This window comes from Streptomyces sp. NPDC002853 (assembly GCF_053591915.1).
In genome coordinates, this window is the sequence record NZ_JBSFUS010000004.1 from 633,783 (window position 1) to 651,429 (window position 17,647).

General features: G+C 70.3%; 20 protein-coding genes. 4 read left to right on the forward strand and 16 right to left on the reverse strand.

Annotated elements, in window-relative coordinates; genetic code table 11:
* Window positions 1–3: 3 nt before the first annotated feature.
* From glgC to ACWD02_RS14165, 4 genes are read right to left on the reverse strand one after another with little or no spacing between them, the layout of a single operon-like run.
* Complete coding sequence (glgC, locus tag ACWD02_RS14150; protein ID WP_451209038.1) at window positions 4–1,224, reverse strand: glucose-1-phosphate adenylyltransferase; 1,221 nt, start codon at window positions 1,222–1,224, stop codon at window positions 4–6.
* A gap of 35 nt (window positions 1,225–1,259) precedes the next feature.
* Entirely contained in the window at window positions 1,260–2,426 is a 1,167-nt protein-coding gene (gene glgA, locus ACWD02_RS14155; RefSeq protein WP_451209040.1) for a glycogen synthase, read from the reverse strand.
* A 51-nt stretch (window positions 2,427–2,477) separates the two neighbouring features.
* A complete protein-coding gene (locus ACWD02_RS14160; RefSeq protein WP_451209043.1) occupies window positions 2,478–3,218 on the reverse strand; it encodes a (2Fe-2S)-binding protein in 741 nt (246 codons plus the stop codon).
* Window positions 3,215–3,967: a class I SAM-dependent methyltransferase gene (locus ACWD02_RS14165; RefSeq protein ID WP_451209047.1), complete on the reverse strand. Its 753-nt coding sequence runs from the start codon at window positions 3,965–3,967 to the stop codon at window positions 3,215–3,217. The genes ACWD02_RS14160 and ACWD02_RS14165 overlap by 4 nt, the downstream gene beginning before the upstream one ends.
* A 331-nt stretch (window positions 3,968–4,298) precedes the next feature.
* On the opposite strand from ACWD02_RS14165, the gene ACWD02_RS14170 reads away from it, so the two are divergent.
* Window positions 4,299–5,321: a DMT family transporter gene (locus ACWD02_RS14170; RefSeq protein ID WP_451209050.1), complete on the forward strand. Its 1,023-nt coding sequence runs from the start codon at window positions 4,299–4,301 to the stop codon at window positions 5,319–5,321.
* Window positions 5,322–5,404: 83 nt separating this feature from the next.
* On the opposite strand, the gene ACWD02_RS14175 is transcribed toward ACWD02_RS14170, so the two are convergent.
* Window positions 5,405–6,613 carry a transglycosylase family protein gene (locus ACWD02_RS14175; RefSeq protein ID WP_451209053.1) on the reverse strand — a complete coding sequence of 403 codons (1,209 nt, stop codon included), beginning with the start codon at window positions 6,611–6,613 and terminating at the stop codon, window positions 5,405–5,407.
* A 115-nt stretch (window positions 6,614–6,728) separates the two neighbouring features.
* Window positions 6,729–7,700, reverse strand: coding sequence for an acetylxylan esterase (locus tag ACWD02_RS14180; protein ID WP_451209056.1), 972 nt, complete (start codon window positions 7,698–7,700; stop codon window positions 6,729–6,731).
* A gap of 98 nt (window positions 7,701–7,798) precedes the next feature.
* On the opposite strand from ACWD02_RS14180, the gene gndA reads away from it, so the two are divergent.
* Entirely contained in the window at window positions 7,799–9,241 is a 1,443-nt protein-coding gene (gndA, locus tag ACWD02_RS14185) for an NADP-dependent phosphogluconate dehydrogenase (RefSeq protein ID WP_451209058.1), read from the forward strand.
* Between the two features lie 61 nt (window positions 9,242–9,302).
* Here the strand turns inward: gndA and ACWD02_RS14190 are convergent, their stop codons facing one another.
* The 9 genes from ACWD02_RS14190 to ACWD02_RS14230 form a co-directional block, all read right to left on the reverse strand.
* Complete coding sequence (locus tag ACWD02_RS14190; protein ID WP_451209061.1) at window positions 9,303–9,497, reverse strand: hypothetical protein; 195 nt, start codon at window positions 9,495–9,497, stop codon at window positions 9,303–9,305.
* A 101-nt stretch (window positions 9,498–9,598) separates the two neighbouring features.
* Window positions 9,599–10,039 carry a nitroreductase family deazaflavin-dependent oxidoreductase gene (locus ACWD02_RS14195; RefSeq protein WP_451209064.1) on the reverse strand — a complete coding sequence of 147 codons (441 nt, stop codon included), beginning with the start codon at window positions 10,037–10,039 and terminating at the stop codon, window positions 9,599–9,601.
* 90 nt (window positions 10,040–10,129) lie between these two features.
* Complete coding sequence (locus ACWD02_RS14200) at window positions 10,130–10,789, reverse strand: aspartate/glutamate racemase family protein (RefSeq protein WP_451209067.1); 660 nt, start codon at window positions 10,787–10,789, stop codon at window positions 10,130–10,132.
* Complete coding sequence (locus tag ACWD02_RS14205; protein ID WP_451209070.1) at window positions 10,783–11,133, reverse strand: GNAT family N-acetyltransferase; 351 nt, start codon at window positions 11,131–11,133, stop codon at window positions 10,783–10,785. The genes ACWD02_RS14200 and ACWD02_RS14205 overlap by 7 nt, the downstream gene beginning before the upstream one ends.
* Entirely contained in the window at window positions 11,130–11,579 is a 450-nt protein-coding gene (gene panD / locus ACWD02_RS14210; protein ID WP_451209073.1) for an aspartate 1-decarboxylase, read from the reverse strand. The genes ACWD02_RS14205 and panD overlap by 4 nt, the downstream gene beginning before the upstream one ends.
* A 123-nt stretch (window positions 11,580–11,702) precedes the next feature.
* The gene (locus ACWD02_RS14215; RefSeq protein WP_451209076.1) at window positions 11,703–12,536 is read right to left on the reverse strand and encodes an amino acid ABC transporter ATP-binding protein; all 834 of its coding nucleotides are present in this window, start codon (window positions 12,534–12,536) and stop codon (window positions 11,703–11,705) included.
* A gap of 5 nt (window positions 12,537–12,541) precedes the next feature.
* A complete protein-coding gene (locus tag ACWD02_RS14220) occupies window positions 12,542–13,327 on the reverse strand; it encodes an amino acid ABC transporter permease (RefSeq protein ID WP_451209079.1) in 786 nt (261 codons plus the stop codon).
* Window positions 13,328–13,368: 41 nt separating this feature from the next.
* Complete coding sequence (locus tag ACWD02_RS14225; RefSeq protein WP_451209251.1) at window positions 13,369–14,124, reverse strand: ABC transporter substrate-binding protein; 756 nt, start codon at window positions 14,122–14,124, stop codon at window positions 13,369–13,371.
* Window positions 14,125–14,381: 257 nt separating this feature from the next.
* A complete protein-coding gene (locus tag ACWD02_RS14230) occupies window positions 14,382–15,287 on the reverse strand; it encodes an ArsR family transcriptional regulator (RefSeq protein ID WP_451209082.1) in 906 nt (301 codons plus the stop codon).
* Window positions 15,288–15,639: 352 nt separating this feature from the next.
* Here ACWD02_RS14230 and ACWD02_RS14235 point away from each other — a divergent pair, with 352 nt between their 5' ends.
* Together ACWD02_RS14235 and ACWD02_RS14240 are read left to right on the forward strand one after the other, a co-directional pair.
* Complete coding sequence (locus tag ACWD02_RS14235) at window positions 15,640–16,092, forward strand: hypothetical protein (protein WP_451209085.1); 453 nt, start codon at window positions 15,640–15,642, stop codon at window positions 16,090–16,092.
* A gap of 144 nt (window positions 16,093–16,236) precedes the next feature.
* The gene (locus ACWD02_RS14240; RefSeq protein ID WP_451209087.1) at window positions 16,237–16,632 is read left to right on the forward strand and encodes a hypothetical protein; all 396 of its coding nucleotides are present in this window, start codon (window positions 16,237–16,239) and stop codon (window positions 16,630–16,632) included.
* Between the two features lie 51 nt (window positions 16,633–16,683).
* Here the strand turns inward: ACWD02_RS14240 and ACWD02_RS14245 are convergent, their stop codons facing one another.
* Window positions 16,684–17,622 carry a LysR substrate-binding domain-containing protein gene (locus ACWD02_RS14245; RefSeq protein ID WP_451209090.1) on the reverse strand — a complete coding sequence of 313 codons (939 nt, stop codon included), beginning with the start codon at window positions 17,620–17,622 and terminating at the stop codon, window positions 16,684–16,686.
* Between the last annotated feature and the right edge of the window lie 25 nt (window positions 17,623–17,647).

Here is a 17,647-nt window from a genome sequence, read left to right on the forward strand (position 1 = left end):
CGGCTACATGGGGACGATCTGCCCCTTCCCCAGCGCGATCACGCCGCCCTTCGACACCGTGTAGAGCTCCTCGTCCCGCTCGGGGTTGACGCCGATCGTCGCCCCGGGCGGGACGTCCACGTTCTTGTCGAGGACCGCGCCGCGCACCACCGCTCCCCTGCCCACGCGTACGTTGTCGTGCAGGACCGAGCCCTGCACGACCGCCCCGTCCTCGATGGTCACGCCGGGCGAGAGCACGGAGCGTGTGACCTGCCCCCGGATGACGCATCCGGGGCTGACGATGGACTCACTCGCGATGCCCGCCGCGCAGAACTTGGCGGGCGGCAGGCCGCCCGGGTGGGTGTAGATCGGCCAGCGGCGGTTGTCCAGGTTGAAGACCGGCTGGTCGGAGATCAGGTCCATGTGCGCTTCGTAGTACGCGTCGAGCGTGCCGACGTCACGCCAGTAGCCGTGGTCCCGCGCGGTCTCCCCCGGCACGTGGTTGTCGTCGAAGTCGTAGACCTGGGCCAGGCCGCGCTCGGTGAGCATCGGCAGGATCGAACCGCCCATGTCGTGCTTGGAGTTGTCGTCGTCGGCGTCCTGCTGGATCGCGTCGACCAGGGTCTTCGTGGTGAAGACGTAGTTGCCCATGGAGGCGAACACCTCGTTGGGCGATCCCGGCAGCCCCGGCGGGTCGGTGGGCTTCTCCAGGAAACGCTCGACGCGGGTGCCGTCCCGCGCGGGCGTGATGATGCCGAAGGAGGACGCGTCCGAGCGCGGCACCTTGATTCCCGCGACCGTGACCCCGGCGCCGCTCTCGAAGTGCTGTTTGAGCATCTGCCGCGGGTCCATGCGGTAGACGTGGTCGGCCCCGAACACCGCGATGTAGTCCGGCTGTTCGTCGTGGACGAGGTTGAGGGACTGCAGGATCGCGTCGGCGCTGCCCAGATACCAGCGGGGGCCCAGGCGCTGCTGGGCCGGCACCGGGGTGACGTAGTTGCCGAGGAGGCTGGACATCCGCCAGGTGGTGGTGACGTGCCGGTCCAGGGAGTGCGACTTGTACTGGGTCAGCACACAGATCCGCATGACGTCGCCGTTGACGAGATTGGAGAGCACGAAGTCGACGAGACGGTAGGTGCCGCCGAACGTGACCGCTGGTTTGGCCCGGTCGGCGGTCAGGGGTTGCAGGCGCTTGCCCTCACCGCCCGCCAGGACGATTCCGAGCACCGAAGGTCCACCGCGCATCGCGCCGCCCCCTTAACCGGGATCACTAACCGGGATCACTTGGACTCGAGTAACTCCTCGTACACGCGGGTCGTGCGTCGCGCGACCGCGTCCCAGCCGAACTCCCCGACGGCCCGGTCACGTCCGGCGGCGCCCATGCGGGTCGCGGTGCGCGGATCGCCGACCAGGTCGTTCAGGGCCTGTGCAAGGCGCGCCTCGAAGGCCGCCGGCTCCTTCTCCTCGTACGGGACGAGGAGGCCCGTGCTTCCGTCGGCGACGACCTCGGGGATTCCGCCGACGTCCGATGCCACGACCGGGGTGCCGCAGGCCATCGCCTCCAGGTTCACGATGCCGAGCGGCTCGTACACCGAAGGGCAGACGAACAGGCGGGCGTGTGTGAGGAGTTGGATGACCTGCTCGCGCGGCAGCATCTCCGGGATCCAGTGGACCCCCGCGCGGGCGCGGCTCAGCTCATCGAAGAGGGTGCGGAACTCGGCGTCGATCTGCGGGGTGTCGGGCGCCCCGGCGCAGAGCACCAGCTGCGCCGCCGGGTCCAACTCCTTGGCCGCGCGCAGCAGATGGGGCACGCCCTTCTGCCGGGTGATGCGTCCGACGAACAGGACGTACGGCCGCTGGGGGTCGATCCCCAGGCGTTCGAGGACGTCCGTGCCCGCGACGGGGCGGTACAGGTCGGTGTCGATGCCGTTGTGGACGACGCGTACCTTCGCCGGGTCGATGGCGGGATAGCAGTCGAGGATGTCGGTCCGCATGCCGCGCGAGACGGCGATCACGGCGTCCGCGGACTCTACGGCGGTGCGCTCGGCCCAGCCGGAGAGGGCGTACCCGCCGCCCAGTTGCTCGGCTTTCCACGGGCGCAACGGCTCCAGGGAGTGCGCTGTCATGACGTGCGGAATGCCGTACAGGAGCTTCCCGAGATGGCCCGCGAGGTTGGCGTACCAGGTGTGGGAGTGGACGAGGTCGCAGCCCGTGAGCGCCGCCGCCATGGAGAGGTCCACGGAGAAGGTGCGCAGGGCGTCGTTGGCGCCGTCGAGGGAGGCCCAGGCCTGGTGGCGCATGGGGCCGTCGGCGGCCGCGCCCTCTCCCCAGCAGTGCACGTCGACGTCGACGAGGGCCTCTAACTCCCGTGCGAGAAACTCGACATGGACGCCCGCGCCGCCGTAGACATCCGGGGGGTACTCCCGGGTGAGCAGTCCTACTCGCACGCAGAACCTCCGTCCGTCCACCCCAGCCGCCGGTCGTCCGCCCCCTCATGGTCACCCAGAAGCGCCCGGTGGGGAAGAGGCCCGCACCGACCTCCGGGGCGGCCGCTCGAAGCAGCAGTCCCCGCACAGGCCGCCGCCCGGGCACCGGTAGTAGAGACAGCAGCTGCGGCGGCGGAACGCCGTGCCGCGCAGCGTTCCGGTGCCGCGCAGGTCGGGATGGTCGAAGAGTTCCACGGCCAGGGCCCGCGCCCGCTCCCCCACGTCGATACGTCCCGTGCGGCGCGCCCAGGTGTCCAGTTCGCGGGCCGCGCCGGCGAGCGCGGAGCCCGCGTTGCCCCACAGCAGGGGTGCGGAGATCCGGTGCCGCGTGCGCAAGGCGTCGGCCAACGGAGCCAGATGGGCGTGCTGCACGGCGTCCCGGATGTTCGCGGCGTCACCGGGCCGCGTCCGCACCTCGGTCAGCCACAGGTCATCGGGGGAGCTGCCGTCCGCGTCCCAGTGCAGCCGCCCCGGATCGAGGTCCGGCACCGCGCCGTGCAGCGCGGCCGAGCCGAGCGCCACCGACCACAGCCGCGCCGCGAGCCCCAGCTGCGCCACGGACACCGCGACACGCGCGTCGGGCGCCCCCAGCCGGGCGGCGACCTTGTCGACGCGGAACGCGAGGGGCCCGTCGTCCCCCGCGTACAGCCGTGCCAGGGGCGTCACTTGGGGCCCGGCGGGCGGTTCGCCCGTGCGCAGGGCGAAGAATCCGCCGACGGAGCCGACTTCGGTCAGGTCGAGTGGGGCTTTCACGACAGCAGGGCCTGGGCGTCCCGCCGGAACAGTGCCGTCCACAGGAAGGGCTCGCCGAAGCGCGCGGAGTCGGCGGGTTCGTCGCGCATGCGACGCAGTTCGACCTCCGTCAGGTCGGAGAAGATCCAGCGCAGGGACTCCGGCGTGTAGGCGAGGCCGCCCTGGAGTCCGGACGCGCGGTAGAAGTCCGCGTCGGGCAGCTCGGAGCCGGAGCCCGCTTCCCCTGCGGCGAAGGCGGTGAGGGCGAGGTGGCCGCCGGGGGCCAGCGCGCGGTCGAGCAGGGAGAGGTAGCTGACGCGGCGGTGGGGCGGCAGGTGGTGGAAACAGCCCGAGTCGTGGATCAGGTCGTACGGGCCGCCCAGTTCGGTCTCGGTGAGCGCGAAGGCGTCGCCCCGGTGGAAGCGGATGTCCGCCCCGGCCTCGCGGGCCCGCTCCTCGGCCCAGTCCACGGCTGCCGGGGAGAGGTCGACGGCGTCCACCTGGAACCCCAGGGAGGCCAGGTACAGGGAGTTGCGGCCGGGACCGCAGCCCAGATCGAGCGCGCGCCCCGGAGTGACGAGCCCACGCTCGACGTACGAGGCCAGGTTTTCGTCCGGCTTCGCCACGAAGAACGGCACCGGCCGGTCACGGTCGGTGTAGAAGCCGTCCCACCAGGTCGCCGCGTCGGAGGTCCAGCGGTCGGCTTCCGGCGCGAACAGGCCGTCCATAAGCTTCAGGACGTCGTCGACAGTGCGTATGTTCCGGTGCATCCGGGCCCCTTTCCACGGAGACCGAGGATACGGTCGACGATGGTGCGCCGACGCGCCCACGGCCCGTCCAGAGGCTTGTACGGGCGCGCCACGACGGGCAGGTACGCAAGAATTTTCGAGATTTCGGATGATCCGCCGAACCGCCGCGTAACCCACCCGGGGGAGGACATCTCTCTGGTCGTACTCCATCGGCAGTAGGACCCAATGCCTGCTGAGGTACGACGACGTGGAGCGAAATTCGCGAGATCGTGGTGGGTATGGAAGCCGACCGTTCGCCGCGCCGGACGCCCCGGGCCCACCAAGGGGCGCAACGCAAGCCGTGGAGCACCTCATGAGTGCCCTCACGCTCGCCGTGCTGCTCTCCCTCGTCTCCGCCGTGGCGTATGCGGGCGGGGCCATTTTGCAGGAGCGCGTCGCCGACAGCACGCCGGAGCGGCGGTACGCACCGCTGCGCCGCGGCGCCTGGTGGGTCGCCATCGCGCTGAACGGCCTGGGTGCGCTGCTGCACGTGGTGGCGCTGGCGTACGGGCCGCTGAGCCTGGTGCAGCCGCTCGGCGCCCTCACCATCGTCTTCGCGCTGCCGATGGCCGCCCTCTTCGTGCGCCGCAAGGCGGGGGCCACCGCCTGGCGCGGGGCGATCATGGCGACCGTGGGTCTGGCCGGGCTGCTCTCGCTGACGCAGTCTGCGGACGCGCAGTCCCTGGACGGCACCGAGCGGTTCATGGTGGCGCTGATGACCGCGGGCGCCGTGGTGACGCTCATGGTCGTGGCGCACGCGGTGCACCGTCATCCGGTGGTGCGCAGTGTGCTGCTGGCCAGCGCGGCGGGCGTCGCCTTCGGCATCGCCTCGGTGTTCACCAAGACGGTGGCGGTGGACCTGGACGCGGGCGTCTCGCTGACGCAGCAGGTGCCGAGCCTCGCCGTGATCGCCGTCCTGGCCGGTGCCGGTGTCCTGATCTCGCAGGCCTCCTACCGCGGCGCGGGCCTCGCGGCCCCGCTGTCGACCGTGACGGTCGTGAACCCCGTCGTGGCGGCCGCGGTGGGCCTCACGCTCTTCGGCGAATCGTTCCGCTACGGCTCGGCGGGCACGGCCGTCGCCCTGGGCTTCGGGGTCGTCGCGGCCGGCGGTCTGATCCTGCTGACCACGGAGCGGATCGGCGCGGCGCAGGGTGCCGCGGCCTCGACGGTCCAGGTGGCCAAGGGCGGCCCGGTGGCGGCCGACGCCGTGGCTCGCGAGCGGCGGCCCGAGGAGCGGGCGCACGAACTGCCCGCGGTGCCCTCCCAGCCCGCGGCGGTACCGCACCGGCGGGTGCTGTTCCGCCATGGCCACGGCCGTGAACGCATCGGTACCTGAGGCCCGCACGGCGGCCTCGCACACATCCTGAAGCCCCTGGGATTCCCCAGGGGCTTCGGTCGTTCACGTGCGGCGGCCGCGCGTCAGATCCGGACGCCGCCGGCCCGCAGGTACGCCAGTGGGTCGACGTCGGAGCCGAAGCCGGGCCCCGTACGGATCTCGAAGTGGAGGTGCGGGCCCGTGCTGTTGCCCGTGGACCCCGAGCGCGCGATGCGCTGCCCCGCGCCCACCTTCTGCCCGGCCTTCACGGTGAGCGCCGAGAGATGGCCGTACTGGGAGTACTTGCCGTCGCCGTGCCGGATCACCACTTCGTAGCCGTACGAGCCGCCCCAGCCGGACGACACGACGGTGCCCGCGGCGACGGCCTTGACGGAAGTACCGGTGGCGACGGGAAAGTCCACGCCCGTGTGGTAGCCCTTCGACCAGGAGCCGCCCGCGGCACGGTAGGGGGTGCTCGGCGAGGCGGCCACGGGTGCGGACATGCCCCGCGTGGCCTGGGCCGGCTTCGCCTTGTTCGGCTCGGCCTTGGGCTTCTCCGCCCTGGGCTTCGGCTTCGGCTCGGCCTTGGGCTCGGCCCGCTGCTTCGGCTGCGTACGCGGCTTCGGCGCGGCCTGCGGCTTCTCGGCCTGCTTCTGCGAGACGCGCGTCGCGAGCCGCTGGCCCGGCGTGATCAGGTCGGGGTCGGCGCCGATCGTCGAGCGGTTGGCCTCGTACAACTGCCGCCAGCCGCCGCTCACCCGGCGCTCGTCGGCGATCCCGGAGAGCGTGTCGCCGCGGACGACGGTGTACATCTGTCCGCGGCCTGCGGTGGACTGCGGGGTAACCTCCGGCTTGACGTCCTTGACCTCGCGCTGGGGGGCCTTCGGCGCCGCCTTCTTGGGTGCGCTCATCGGCGTGATGTCGGGCGCGTCGCCGCCCCGCGTCAGGCCGGCCCGCTCCGAGCAGACCGGCCAGGCCTGCGGTCCCTGTGCCTTGAGGACCTTCTCGGCGACGGCTATCTGCTGGTGCTTGGTGGCGCGGTCGGCGCGCGGGGCGTAGGCGGTGCCGCCGTACGCCTCCCAGGTGGACTGCTTGAACTGGAGGCCGCCGTAGTAGCCGTTGCCGGTGTTGATGCTCCAGTTGTTCGTGGACTCGCAGGCGGCGACCTTGTTCCAGGTGTCGACGTCGGCCGCCTCCGCCGTGCCCGTGCCGATCAGCGGGAGCGCCATCCCGGCGCCGCCCGCCGTGACGGTCAGCGAAGCTCGGTTGATCCGGTTCGGCTGGTACCGGCGGTGCCGACCGCGTACGGCCATGAGAGCTCCCTCAGTCACACACATCACAGTCACGTCAGACACACGACAAGGCGGCAAGTTAGCCGCTCCGACCGAGCCGTGACAAGGGCGCGCGACCGAGGGAGCGCACCACCGGTCAGCCCTTCAAGTGCTCCGGGAGCCACCGGAGTTGGACACTCTGCTGGTAGGGGCCACCGCCCTCATGATCGTTGAAGGAGTACACCTCCATCGAACGTTCCGCCCCCGTGTAGGCGTTGTGGGCGGCGAAGACGGTGGACGGTGGGCACGTCATGTCCTCCAGAGCCGCCGAGAAGAGCGCGGGCGCCGTGCCCCGCGCCGCGAAGTGCACACCGTCGAAGTAGGAGAGCGTGCGAAAGACGCGCTCCTCGACGCCGCGCTTCGCCTTCATGTAGAGCGCGATCTCCCGGTACGGCGGCCGGTCGGTGAGCGTCGTGGCGCGCGGGAAGTCGCACAGGAACGGCACGTCGGCCGCGATCGCCGCGAGATCCGGGACGAGTCCGCCGACGGCGAGGGTGATCCCGCCGCCCTGACTGCCGCCGACCGCCGCGACCCGCGAGGAGTCCACCAGCGGGTGCGAGCGGGCCGCCTCGACCGCCCGTACGCCGTCGGTGAAGACACGCCGGTAGTAGTACTCGTGGGGGTCCTCGATGCCGCGCGTCATGTAGCCCGGGTAGGCGGGCCCGCTGCCGACCGGGTCGGGGGTGTCGCCCGCCGAACCGCCGCTGCCCTGCCCCCGGGTGTCCATCACGAAGTGCGCGAACCCCGCGGCCGACCACAGCAGACGCTCGTGCGGGAGGCCGCGGCCGCCGCCGTAACCGATGTACTCGACGACGGCGGGCAGCGGCTCGGTCGTCCCGGCGGGCAGTGTCAGCCAGCCCTTGACCGGGTGACCGCCGAACCCGGCGAAGGTCACGTCGAAGACGTCGACCGTGCTCAGGTGGGCCTCGACGGGAGCGAAGCGGGCGTCCAGGTCGTGCTCGCGTGCGGCCGAAAGGGTCTTCTCCCAGAACGCGTCGAAGTCCTCGGGCTCGGTCATCTCGGGCCGGTAGCGGCGCAGTTCGTCGAGCGGCATGTCGAAATGGGGCACGGGCGGCTCCTCCGTCGGACACAGTGTCGGAATGTCACGCTACGCCGCGGGGCAATACTGGCGAACACCTCCGGCACTTCCACCTCAGGAGCCACGGCATGAGCAGCACGTCAGCCCAGATCGGTGTCACGGGCCTCGCGGTCATGGGTCGCAATCTGGCCCGCAACTTCGCACGCAACGGCTACACCGTCGCCCTGCACAACCGCACGGCGGCCAAGACGCACGCGCTGGTCGAGGAGTTCGGCGACGAGGGCGAGTTCATCGCCACCGAGACCGCCAAGGAGTTCGTGGCGGCGCTCGAACGCCCGCGCCGCCTGGTGATCATGGTGAAGGCCGGCGAGCCCACGGACGCCGTCATCAAGGAGTTCGCGCCGCTCATGGAGCCGGGCGACATGATCATCGACGGGGGCAACGCGCACTTCGCGGACACCCGGCGCCGCGAGCGTGAACTGCGCGAGCAGGACATCCACTTCGTGGGTACGGGCGTCTCCGGCGGCGAGGAGGGCGCGCTGCTCGGCCCGAGCATCATGCCGGGCGGCTCCGCGGAGTCGTACGCCTCGCTCGGTCCGATGCTGGAGAAGATCTCGGCGAAGGCCAAGGACGGCTCCCCGTGCGTCACCCACGTCGGCCCGGACGGCGCGGGGCACTTCGTGAAGATGGTGCACAACGGCATCGAGTACGCGGACATGCAGTTGATCGCCGAGGCGTACCAGCTGCTCCGTGACGTGGCGGGCTACTCCCCCGCGCAGATCGCGGACATCTTCCGCACCTGGAACACCGGCCGCCTCGACTCCTACCTGATCGAGATCACGGCGGAGGTCCTCAAGCACGTGGACGCCGCGACGGGCGAGCCCTTCGTGGACGTGGTGCAGGATCAGGCGGAGCAGAAGGGCACCGGCCGCTGGACGGTGCAGATCGCCCTCGATCTGGGCGTTCCGGTGTCGGGGATCGCGGAGGCGGTGTTCGCCCGGTCGCTTTCCGGCCACTCCGAACTGCGGGCGGCGTCCAAGGACTTGGCGGGCCCGACCGCCCGCCCGCTGGACGAGGCCGAGGCGAGTGCCTTCGCCGACCAGGTCGAGCAGGCGCTGTACGCCTCGAAGATCGTGTCGTACACGCAGGGCTTCCACGAGGTCGCCGCGGGCAGCGAGGAGTACGGCTGGGACATCGACCTGGGCGCGGTCGCCGCCATCTGGCGCGGCGGCTGCATCATCCGCGCCGCCTTCCTGGACCGCATCCGCGCCGCGTACGACACGCGCGCGGACCTGCCGAGCCTCCTGTCGGACAAGACGTTCGCGCAGGAGATCGGTGCGGCCCAGGACGACTGGCGCGCGGTCCTGGTCGCGGCCACCCGGCAGGGTGTCCCCACGCCGGGCTTCTCGGCGGCCCTCGCGTACTACGACGCGCTGCGCGCGGACCGGCTGCCGGCCGCGCTCACGCAGGGGCAGCGGGACTTCTTCGGGGCGCACACCTACCGGCGTACGGACCGCGAGGGTTCGTTCCACACCTTGTGGGGCGGGGACCGCTCGGAGGTGCAGGCCTAGGACCTGCTCACTCCGGCGGTCTCCCTGTCTGCCGTACCTGTCTGCCGTACCTTGTCTGCCGTCAGACCGGCTTCGGCTCCGTCTCGGGCTCCGGACCCGGCGGCGGGAGCGGGGTCGGCGGCGGGTCCGGAGTCGGGCGCGGCACGGGGCCGGGACCCGGGCCCGGTGTGGGCCGTTCGGGGTCCGGAACCGGATTCGGCCCGTTCGGGTCGGGGATCGGGCTCGGCGGCACGGGGTCGGGATACGGGACGGTCATGTCTCCTCCATCGGGTCGGAGATCGGTCGAGTCCACTCTCTCCCGCCTCGCGTGCCCACGCCTGCCGAGTCCACGCGTCCCCGCGCCGTCCGGCCTCGGTCTCAGGTGCGGCTGAGGCGCACGACGGGGATGTCGCGATCCGTCTTGGCCTGGTAGTCCGCGTAGAGGGGGAACAGCTCGACGAGGCTCGGCCAGACCCTGGCCTTGTCCTCGGCCGACAGTGTCTCGGCGCGGGCGGCGAACCGGTCCTCGGTGCCGACGCGCAGTCGTACGTCAGGCGCGTCGACGAGGTTGCGGTACCACAAGGGGTGCTCGTCGGCGCCGCCGTTCGAGGCCACGATCAGGTAGTCGTCGCCGTCGCGGCCGTAGATGAGCACGGTGCGCCGCAACTGGCCCGTGCGTCGTCCGCGGTAGTCGAGCAGAAGGCAGGGGACGCCCTGCACCCCGGTGCCCTTCGTGCCGCCCGACTCCTCGTACAGGCGGGCCTGCTTGGCCACCCAGCCGGTTGGACTGATCACGGCCTCTTCGTCCTGCTGCGCCATGTCCGCTCCCGTGAAGCGTGAGGTGAAAGGTGAAGTGTCGGTCGATGGAGTACGCGGGAGGTGAGCGGTCACTCACCTCCCGCTGTCAGCCTACGACTTGGCGCCGACACCACACCGGAGAACGGCCTCGCGCAGACCGGGGCGCGGGCTGGAGACGACCGGCACCGGGAGAGCGGCGCGGTCGGCCGCGTCCGCCATCGACGCCTGCGCCAGGACGACGGAGTCAACGCCTGCCAGGGCGTCGACGGCGTCCACGATCAGACGCAGGTGGCCTTCCCTGTCACCGGCCTCGAACCTCTCCCAGGCGCCGTCCACCAGGACCTCGGTGACGTCGACGGGCCGCCCGGCGCGGGCGGCCTCCTCCTCGACCAGGGCGCGGGTCGGCCCCAGGGTGCTCTTGAGGGTGGCGACGACGGCCACGGACCGCCCCGCGGCCACGGCGGCGGCCGCCATGGGCCGGTCGACGCGTACGAGGGGGACACCGACGGCCGCGGCGCGCGCCTCGGTGACGGCGCCGATCGTCGAGCAGGTGCAGAGCACGAGGTCCGCCCCTTCGGCGACGGCCCGCACCAGCAGTTCCTGGACGTCGCCGGCCACCGCGTCGGGCCCCTCGGCACGGGCCCGCGCGAGCAGGTCCTCGCGCACGAGGTGCCGCAGCGCGAACCCCGGGTGGTCCTGGTCCCGCAGCCCCTCGAAGACGGGGACGTGCACGGGCGAGGTGTGCAGCAGGGCGAGCGTGGCGGTCACCACGCGGCCGGGTCGGACTTCACCTTGTCCAGGGCGGCGCTGACCAGCGCCCCCGAGGCGACGGGCGCCTCGTCGGGGTGCCGCTCGGCCCACTTCACGACGTACGGACACAGGGGCGCGACGGCGACGCCTTCCCGCGCCGCCTGCGCGTACAGCTCCCTGGCCAGCGATCCCGCGATGCCCTCGCCCTCATGGGCGGGCACGACCTCGGTGTGCACCGGCACCAGGGCGGGCTCGGGCGCGTCCAGCGTGAAGTAGACGATCTGGCCCACGACTTCATCGCCCGCACGCGCCTCGAGGACGCCGCGCGCCCGGTCGTCGCGGATCTCGATCCCACTGCTGCTCATCGGCACTCCTGGAGGGCGGGCGCGGCCTGCGGGCTGCGCGCCATGTCTTCGGCGCCCGGCACCGGCGCGGCCGCGTCGTCGCCGAGGGCCACGATGCGGTTGCTCGCGCCGTCGACGTCCTTGACGTGCACGACCTTGGGTCGCAAGGTGCGGGCCTCGGCGTCGTCGACCTGGGCATAGCTGATGATGATCACCTTATCGCCGGGGTGCACAAGATGCGCCGCGGCGCCGTTGATGCCGATGACGCCACTGCCGCGTTCACCTTCGATGGTGTACGTCTCCAGGCGGGCGCCATTGGTGATGTCGACGATGTGCACGAGCTCGCCGGGCAGCAGGTCGGCGGCGTCGAGCAGATCGGCGTCGATGGTGACGGATCCCACGTAGTGCAGGTCGGCCTGGGTCACCGTGGCGCGATGGATCTTGGACTTGAACATGGTGCGCAGCATCTGGACTCCCGAGAGACGGCTCCCTGCCAGCTTTTTGCAGGTCAAGGGCGCCTTTCACTTTACATCGGGCACCCTTCGAATCCAGGACTTTCCCATGTCCGGCAGGCGCCCTCACAGGCGCCCTCAGCGGTCCACGCGCTTCTCGTGCGGTCCGGTGTCCGGGACCTCGCCCACCTCCGCCGCCGCGGGATCGAGTACGCGCGCCAGGAACGTCCGGGTCCGCTCGTGCTGCGGGTCGCCCACCACGCGTTCGGGCGTGCCCTCCTCGACGATCACCCCGTCGTCCATGAAGACCACCCGGTCGGCGACCTCGCGCGCGAAGCTCATCTCATGGGTGACCACCAGCATTGTCATCCCCTCCTGGGCGAGCGAGCGCATCACCGCGAGTACGTCCCCGACCAGTTCCGGGTCGAGCGCGGAGGTCGGCTCGTCGAAGAGCATCAACTCGGGGTCCATGGACAGCGCCCGAGCGATCGCGACCCGCTGCTGCTGCCCGCCGGAGAGCTGCGCCGGATAGGACTGCTCCTTGTCGACGAGGCCCACCCGCGCGAGGTTGGCGCGCGCGACGCGCTCCGCCTCCTCCTTGCCGCGCCGCAGCACACGGCGCTGCGCGATGGTGAGGTTCTCCAGCACCTTGAGGTGCGGGAAGAGGTTGAAGGACTGGAAGACCATGCCGATCCGACGGCGTACGCGATCGATGTCCACATCGAGGTCGGTGACCTCCGTGCCGGCCACCGTCACCGTGCCCGACGTGGGCTCCTCCAGGAGATTGACGCAGCGCAGCAGGGTCGACTTGCCGGAGCCCGAAGGCCCGATGACACAGACCACGTCGCCGCGCCCGACCGTGAGGTCGATGCCCTTGAGCACCTCCAGATCGCCGAACGACTTGCGCAGCTCGCGCACCTCGATCGCCTGGCCCGAAGGTGCGGGCGCGTCGGGTGTCTTGTCCAACTTCATGGTGCTCACCTGGCTTTCGCCGTACGGGCCTCGAGCCGCCGCACCAGATGGCCGAGCGGCAGTGTGATGACGAGATACAGCAGTCCGGCGATCAGGATCGGGGTCAGGCTCTTGTGCTCGTTCAGCGCGTCCCGGCCGAAGTTGGCCAGCTCGAACTGGCCGAGCGAGAGGCCGAGCAGATACACCAGTGAGGAGTCCTTGGTGAGCAGGATCAGCTCGTTGGTCAGCGGCGGCAGGACGATCCGGAACGCCTGCGGCATCACGATCGACACCATCGCACGCCCCGGTGACATGCCCAGCGAACGGGCCGCCTCCGTCTGCCCCTTGGGCACGGCGAGAATGCCCGCGCGGATCGTCTCGGCCATATAGGCGGCGCCCACCAGGCCCAGGGACAACATCACCGTGATGTCCATGTCGAGCGCGACCTCGAAGGCCAGCGGCACACCGAAGCCGAGCGCGATGAACACAAGGAGGGAGGGGATGCCGCGGAAGAATTCGATGTAGGCGATCGCGATCCAGCGGTACGGAGGCACCGTGGACAGCCGCATCAGCGCGAGGACGACGCCGAGCCCCAGGCCGAAGCCGAAGCCGAGTAGCGTGTAGTAGGCGGTGTTGACCAGCGCGGTGGTGATCACCTCGGGGAACAGCGCCTTGGCGATCTCCACGTCGAAGAACGCCTGGCGCAGTGTCCCCCAGTCGGCCACCAGCGCGATCACGGCCATGGCGATGAACAGCACGGCGTACTGGATGCCGCGGAACAGCCGTGCCCGCCGCCGTCGGGACATGGGCATACGTGCAGAACTCCTCTGGTCAGCCGTTTGAATGCTTGAGGTCAGCTCTGCGGAGTGGTGCCGAACCACTTCTTGTAGATCTTGTCGTAACTGCCGTCGGAACGAGCCTCCTTGAGGACCTCGTTGGCCTTCTTGCGCAGTGAGTCGTTGCCCGTGCGGAAGCCGATTCCGTACTTCTCACCGGTGTCGAACTCCGCGGTCACCTCGGTGTCCGGGTTGTCCTTGATGTATTCGAAGAGCACGCCGTTGTCGTTGATGCCCGCGTCGACCTTGCCGGCCTTGACCGCCGTGAGCAGCAGGCCGACGTCCTCGTACTCCACGAGCTCCACGTCGAGGCCCTTGCTCTCCTTCTTGGCGTGGATGCCGCCGGTGGTGGCCTTCTGGTAGCCGAGCTTCTTTCCCTTGAGATCCTCGAAGGTCTTGTAGGGCTGCCCCTTCTTGGTGATCAGCGCCTGGGTGGCGTTGAAGTAGGGGTCCGAGAAGTCCATGACCTTGTCGCGCTCGTCGGTGATCGTCATGCCTGCGGCGGCCAGGTCGCACTTGCGGATGTTGAAGTCCTGGCCGGTTTCGATGCCCTCGAAGGGCGTGTTGACGATCTCCTGCTCGACCTTGAGTTCCTTGGCGACCAGGTCGACCAGATCCACGTCGAAGCCGACGATCTTGCCGTCCTTCTTCGACTGGAACGGCGGATAGGGCAGATGCGTGCAGGTCTTGATCTTGCCTGACGAGACGAGCTTGATCCCCGAGGCGCCCTTGTCGCCGTCGCTGTCGGACTTGGTGCTGGTGCAGCCCGCCATCAGCAGGCCGGCGGCTGCGGTCAGGGCTATGGCAGCCACCGGGGAACGAACGGACTTGGGGGGACGAGCGGACACAGGACCTCCAGGGCAGGCTCGAACCAGGGCGCGAGCGAGATCAACAGCGCTGTGTGCTGCGCAAGCTGCGGTGCATCCTGCCACCGGCCAGGGCTCTTGTCCCGCCCTCGGGATTGCGTATGGGTAACACACTCGATCTCCACTGCAGCAACTCCCCTGAGCGAGCAGTCACTTGCTCTGCGTCAGATCCCGAAACGAGCACTCTCGGTTGCAGCCGGGCAGGCTTCGCGATCTGCGGCGGGTGACCCTGAGAGCGAGGAGCGTCGAGTACCGCAATGGGCTTCTTCCAGGAGTCCTGCCGCATGCGCGGTCCGCTGGTACAACACGTAGCGCCCGTCTCTGACCTTGGTGACGAGGCGTGCGCGGTGCAGGGCGCTGAGGTGGTAGGAGACGGTGCCCGGGGCGTATCCGGTCCGGGCGGCGAGTTCCGCGGTGGACCGGGCGGTTTCGAGGTCCGCGAGCAAGGCCGCTCGGGCGTTGCCGACCACTTGCGCGATCTTTCCGGACCTGCGATCCCGGTCGGCTCCGATCCGCTGGGCGGGGTAGTAGAAGACGAATTGCCCGGGGGTGTCGACCTGGATGACGACGGCGGGCCGGCCGAGCACGCTGGGGGTGAGCACCAAGTCCCCTCCTGTGACCTCGACTTCGGCATCCCACGGCTTGGCGAGGGTGATCGCGTCGCCTGCCCAGGCCATGTCGGGGTGGAGTGCTCCGAGCGTCCGGCCGATGCCGTGGGTGGCGATGGCTGTCGCGCGGTGGGCGATGTCCTGATGGACGATCGAGCGCAGTTCGGGCCAGCCCTCGGCCAAGGTGTCGCGCCAGAACCGGGCGAGGCCGTTGGCGAGACGGCGCTGCATCTTGCCCGACTCCGCGATCCGGCGGGTGGTGGCAAGGAGCGGCCTGTTCCAGTGGGTCCGGGTGTGGGTGAAGACCTGGGTCTCGAGGTCGGCCTGCGCCACGGCCTCGATCTGCGCGATCTGCTCGTCGATCAGGTCGCGGCGCTGTGCGTCCGTTCCCGGCTGAGGGGTGAGCAGGTCAGGTCTGTAGGTGTCGCCGTTCTGCGGCAACAGGTCTACGAGCAGGGCCACATCGGGATGGGCAAGTGACGCTCGGGCGAGTGATCCGGGATCCCCGAAGACCGGGTGCCGTCCCGACGCGGCGGTGAGTCTCAGCCACGCCATGGATTCCGAGGCGGGGGAAGGCGCCAACCGCGCCCTGGACACTGTATTGGCGTCTACACGCAGGGTCAGCACCGCCCGACGCTAGCAGGCGTCGCGACGGATTTGAACTGGCTCGAATGCTTTCCGGCCCGAGGTTCCCGCGTGGTGTGGTCGTGGTGCCGAACACGGCAGCGACGTTCACTGCCGGATCTGAGGCGGTCGCCTCCGCACGACGGTGAGATCGCGCATCCGGCACTCGAGGAACCAGGGAGTGGTTGTCATGGTGCAGTTGAAGGACGCATCGAAGGTGAAGAGCCGCACGAGGAAGGTCGGCGTGGCCGTGACCGCAGCCGTGTCGGTTGCCGGGTTGGCCTTCGCGGCGACACCCGCGACCGCCGTCGGCGCCGCTGCCGCCACCGTCTCGATCGACTATGGGGCGAGCTACTACAAAGGCACGGCCAGCTGGTCCAACCGGTCGGTCGGCATCGACGCATCGTTCAAGGCCAGCAACTGTCGGCGGGTCTACGCGCGGGCGTTCGCCGGCAGCACCTCACTGGACTTCAAGAGCAGCAGCACTTGGTGCAATCGATCCGGGCCGGCGGACTTCGCCCTTGCCGCGAACGTCGTCGGTGGGTCCGACAACATCTGGGTCTACATGACCGACGAGAACCAGAACTACCTCGCGGGACAGACCTGCTACCGCGCCGGCTACTGCATCGACGGCCTGCACTAGTACTGCAGCGGTCCATGTGGCGATTGTTCGTCAGCTGAGGGTCATATGGCGTCGTGTGGCGGTGTCGGCCGGGAAGGCAGCGCATCCCGGTTGATGCCGCACGCGACCGCGGTCGGGCCCTGTAGTCCCCATCCTGGAGATCGCATGAAGACTCATCTCACCGCCGCCCTCGGTTCCGTCGTGCTGACCGCGGGCACGTTGCTGGGCGCTCCCGCGGCCGGGGCGCAGACAGCCCCCTACCCGACCACCCCTTTCGACATCACGATCGGCGCCAGCTCCGTCCGTGGCACCCTGACTTGGCGCGACCGGTCGGTCGGGGCCGCCGGAACACACCGGACCGTCGGCTGCAGCAGGTTGTGGTTCAGCACGTACGGTGCCTCCGGCAAGGAACTGGACAGGCGGACCAGCGGCACTCGGTGCAACGTGACATACCAATTCAATGCCACGCTCCCCGCGGATGTGCCCGGCGGGGCGACGTCCGTCAGTATCTGCCTTGATGCGGACACGGCACTCAAGTGCGAGTGGTACGACCGGCCCTGACCCACCCGACCGGCCGGGCGCAACGCCCCCATGGGTGGGGGGTCTTCTTGCTCACCCGTCCGCGCGGGCCCCGGCGGGCCGGGCGGCGATCTCCCTCAGCAGGTTCATCACCGCTCGGGCCCGGGCGGTCTGGGCCACGCCACCCATGGAGACGATCTTGACTTCGAGTGGCGGCCCGCCGTCTCGTAGCCGCAGCTCCGCGACCTCGCCGCCGCCGTAGGTCTGGCTGGTCGACGGCCGCTGGTTGAGCACGGAGTAACCGAGTCCGCGCGCGACGAGCGAGCGCACGGTCTCGTAGCTGCGGGTGCGGTATCGCACGTCGGGTGCGGTGCCGGTGGCGGCCACCAGCGCGTGGAAGTAGTCGCGGCTGTGCGGGAGGTCGAGCAGGACGAGGGGCTCCGCGGACAGCTCGGCCAGCTCCACGCTGCCCTGCCCGGCCAGCGGGTGGTCGGCCGCGACGATGACGTAGGCCGGAGCGCGGGCGATCGTCTCGCTGTGCAGGTCCGGCTCGGACGACAGACCCAGGCCGTAGGTGAGGGCGAAGTCGATGCGTCCCGCTGCCAGGGCCTGGACGAGCTGGTCCGTCTCCGCCTCCACCACGTCGATCTCCATGCCGGGATGGCGCCGGGTGAACTCGCTGAACAGAGGCGGCAGATAGTACGGGGCCAGGGTCACGAAGCAGCCGACGGCCACGGGACCGGAGAGGGTCTCCCCGTCGCCCCGTGCCTCCCGGTGAACCTCGCGGGCCCGCGCCAACAGGTCCCGCGCCTGCTGTTGGAGCCGCTCCCCGGCGGGGGTCAGGGTCAGGCCCCGGCCCCGCCGCCGGATGAAGAGCTGCACCTGGAGATCCTGCTCCAGGTTGTGGATGGCGGCGGACACGGCCGACTGGGCGATGTGCAGCTCGGCCGACGCCTCGGTCATGGAGCCACGCTCGGCGGCCACGAGGAAGTAGCGCAGCTGAACGAGGGTGAAACCCAGCGGTGACGTCATACGAGACCCTTGCGCCCGGTGAACG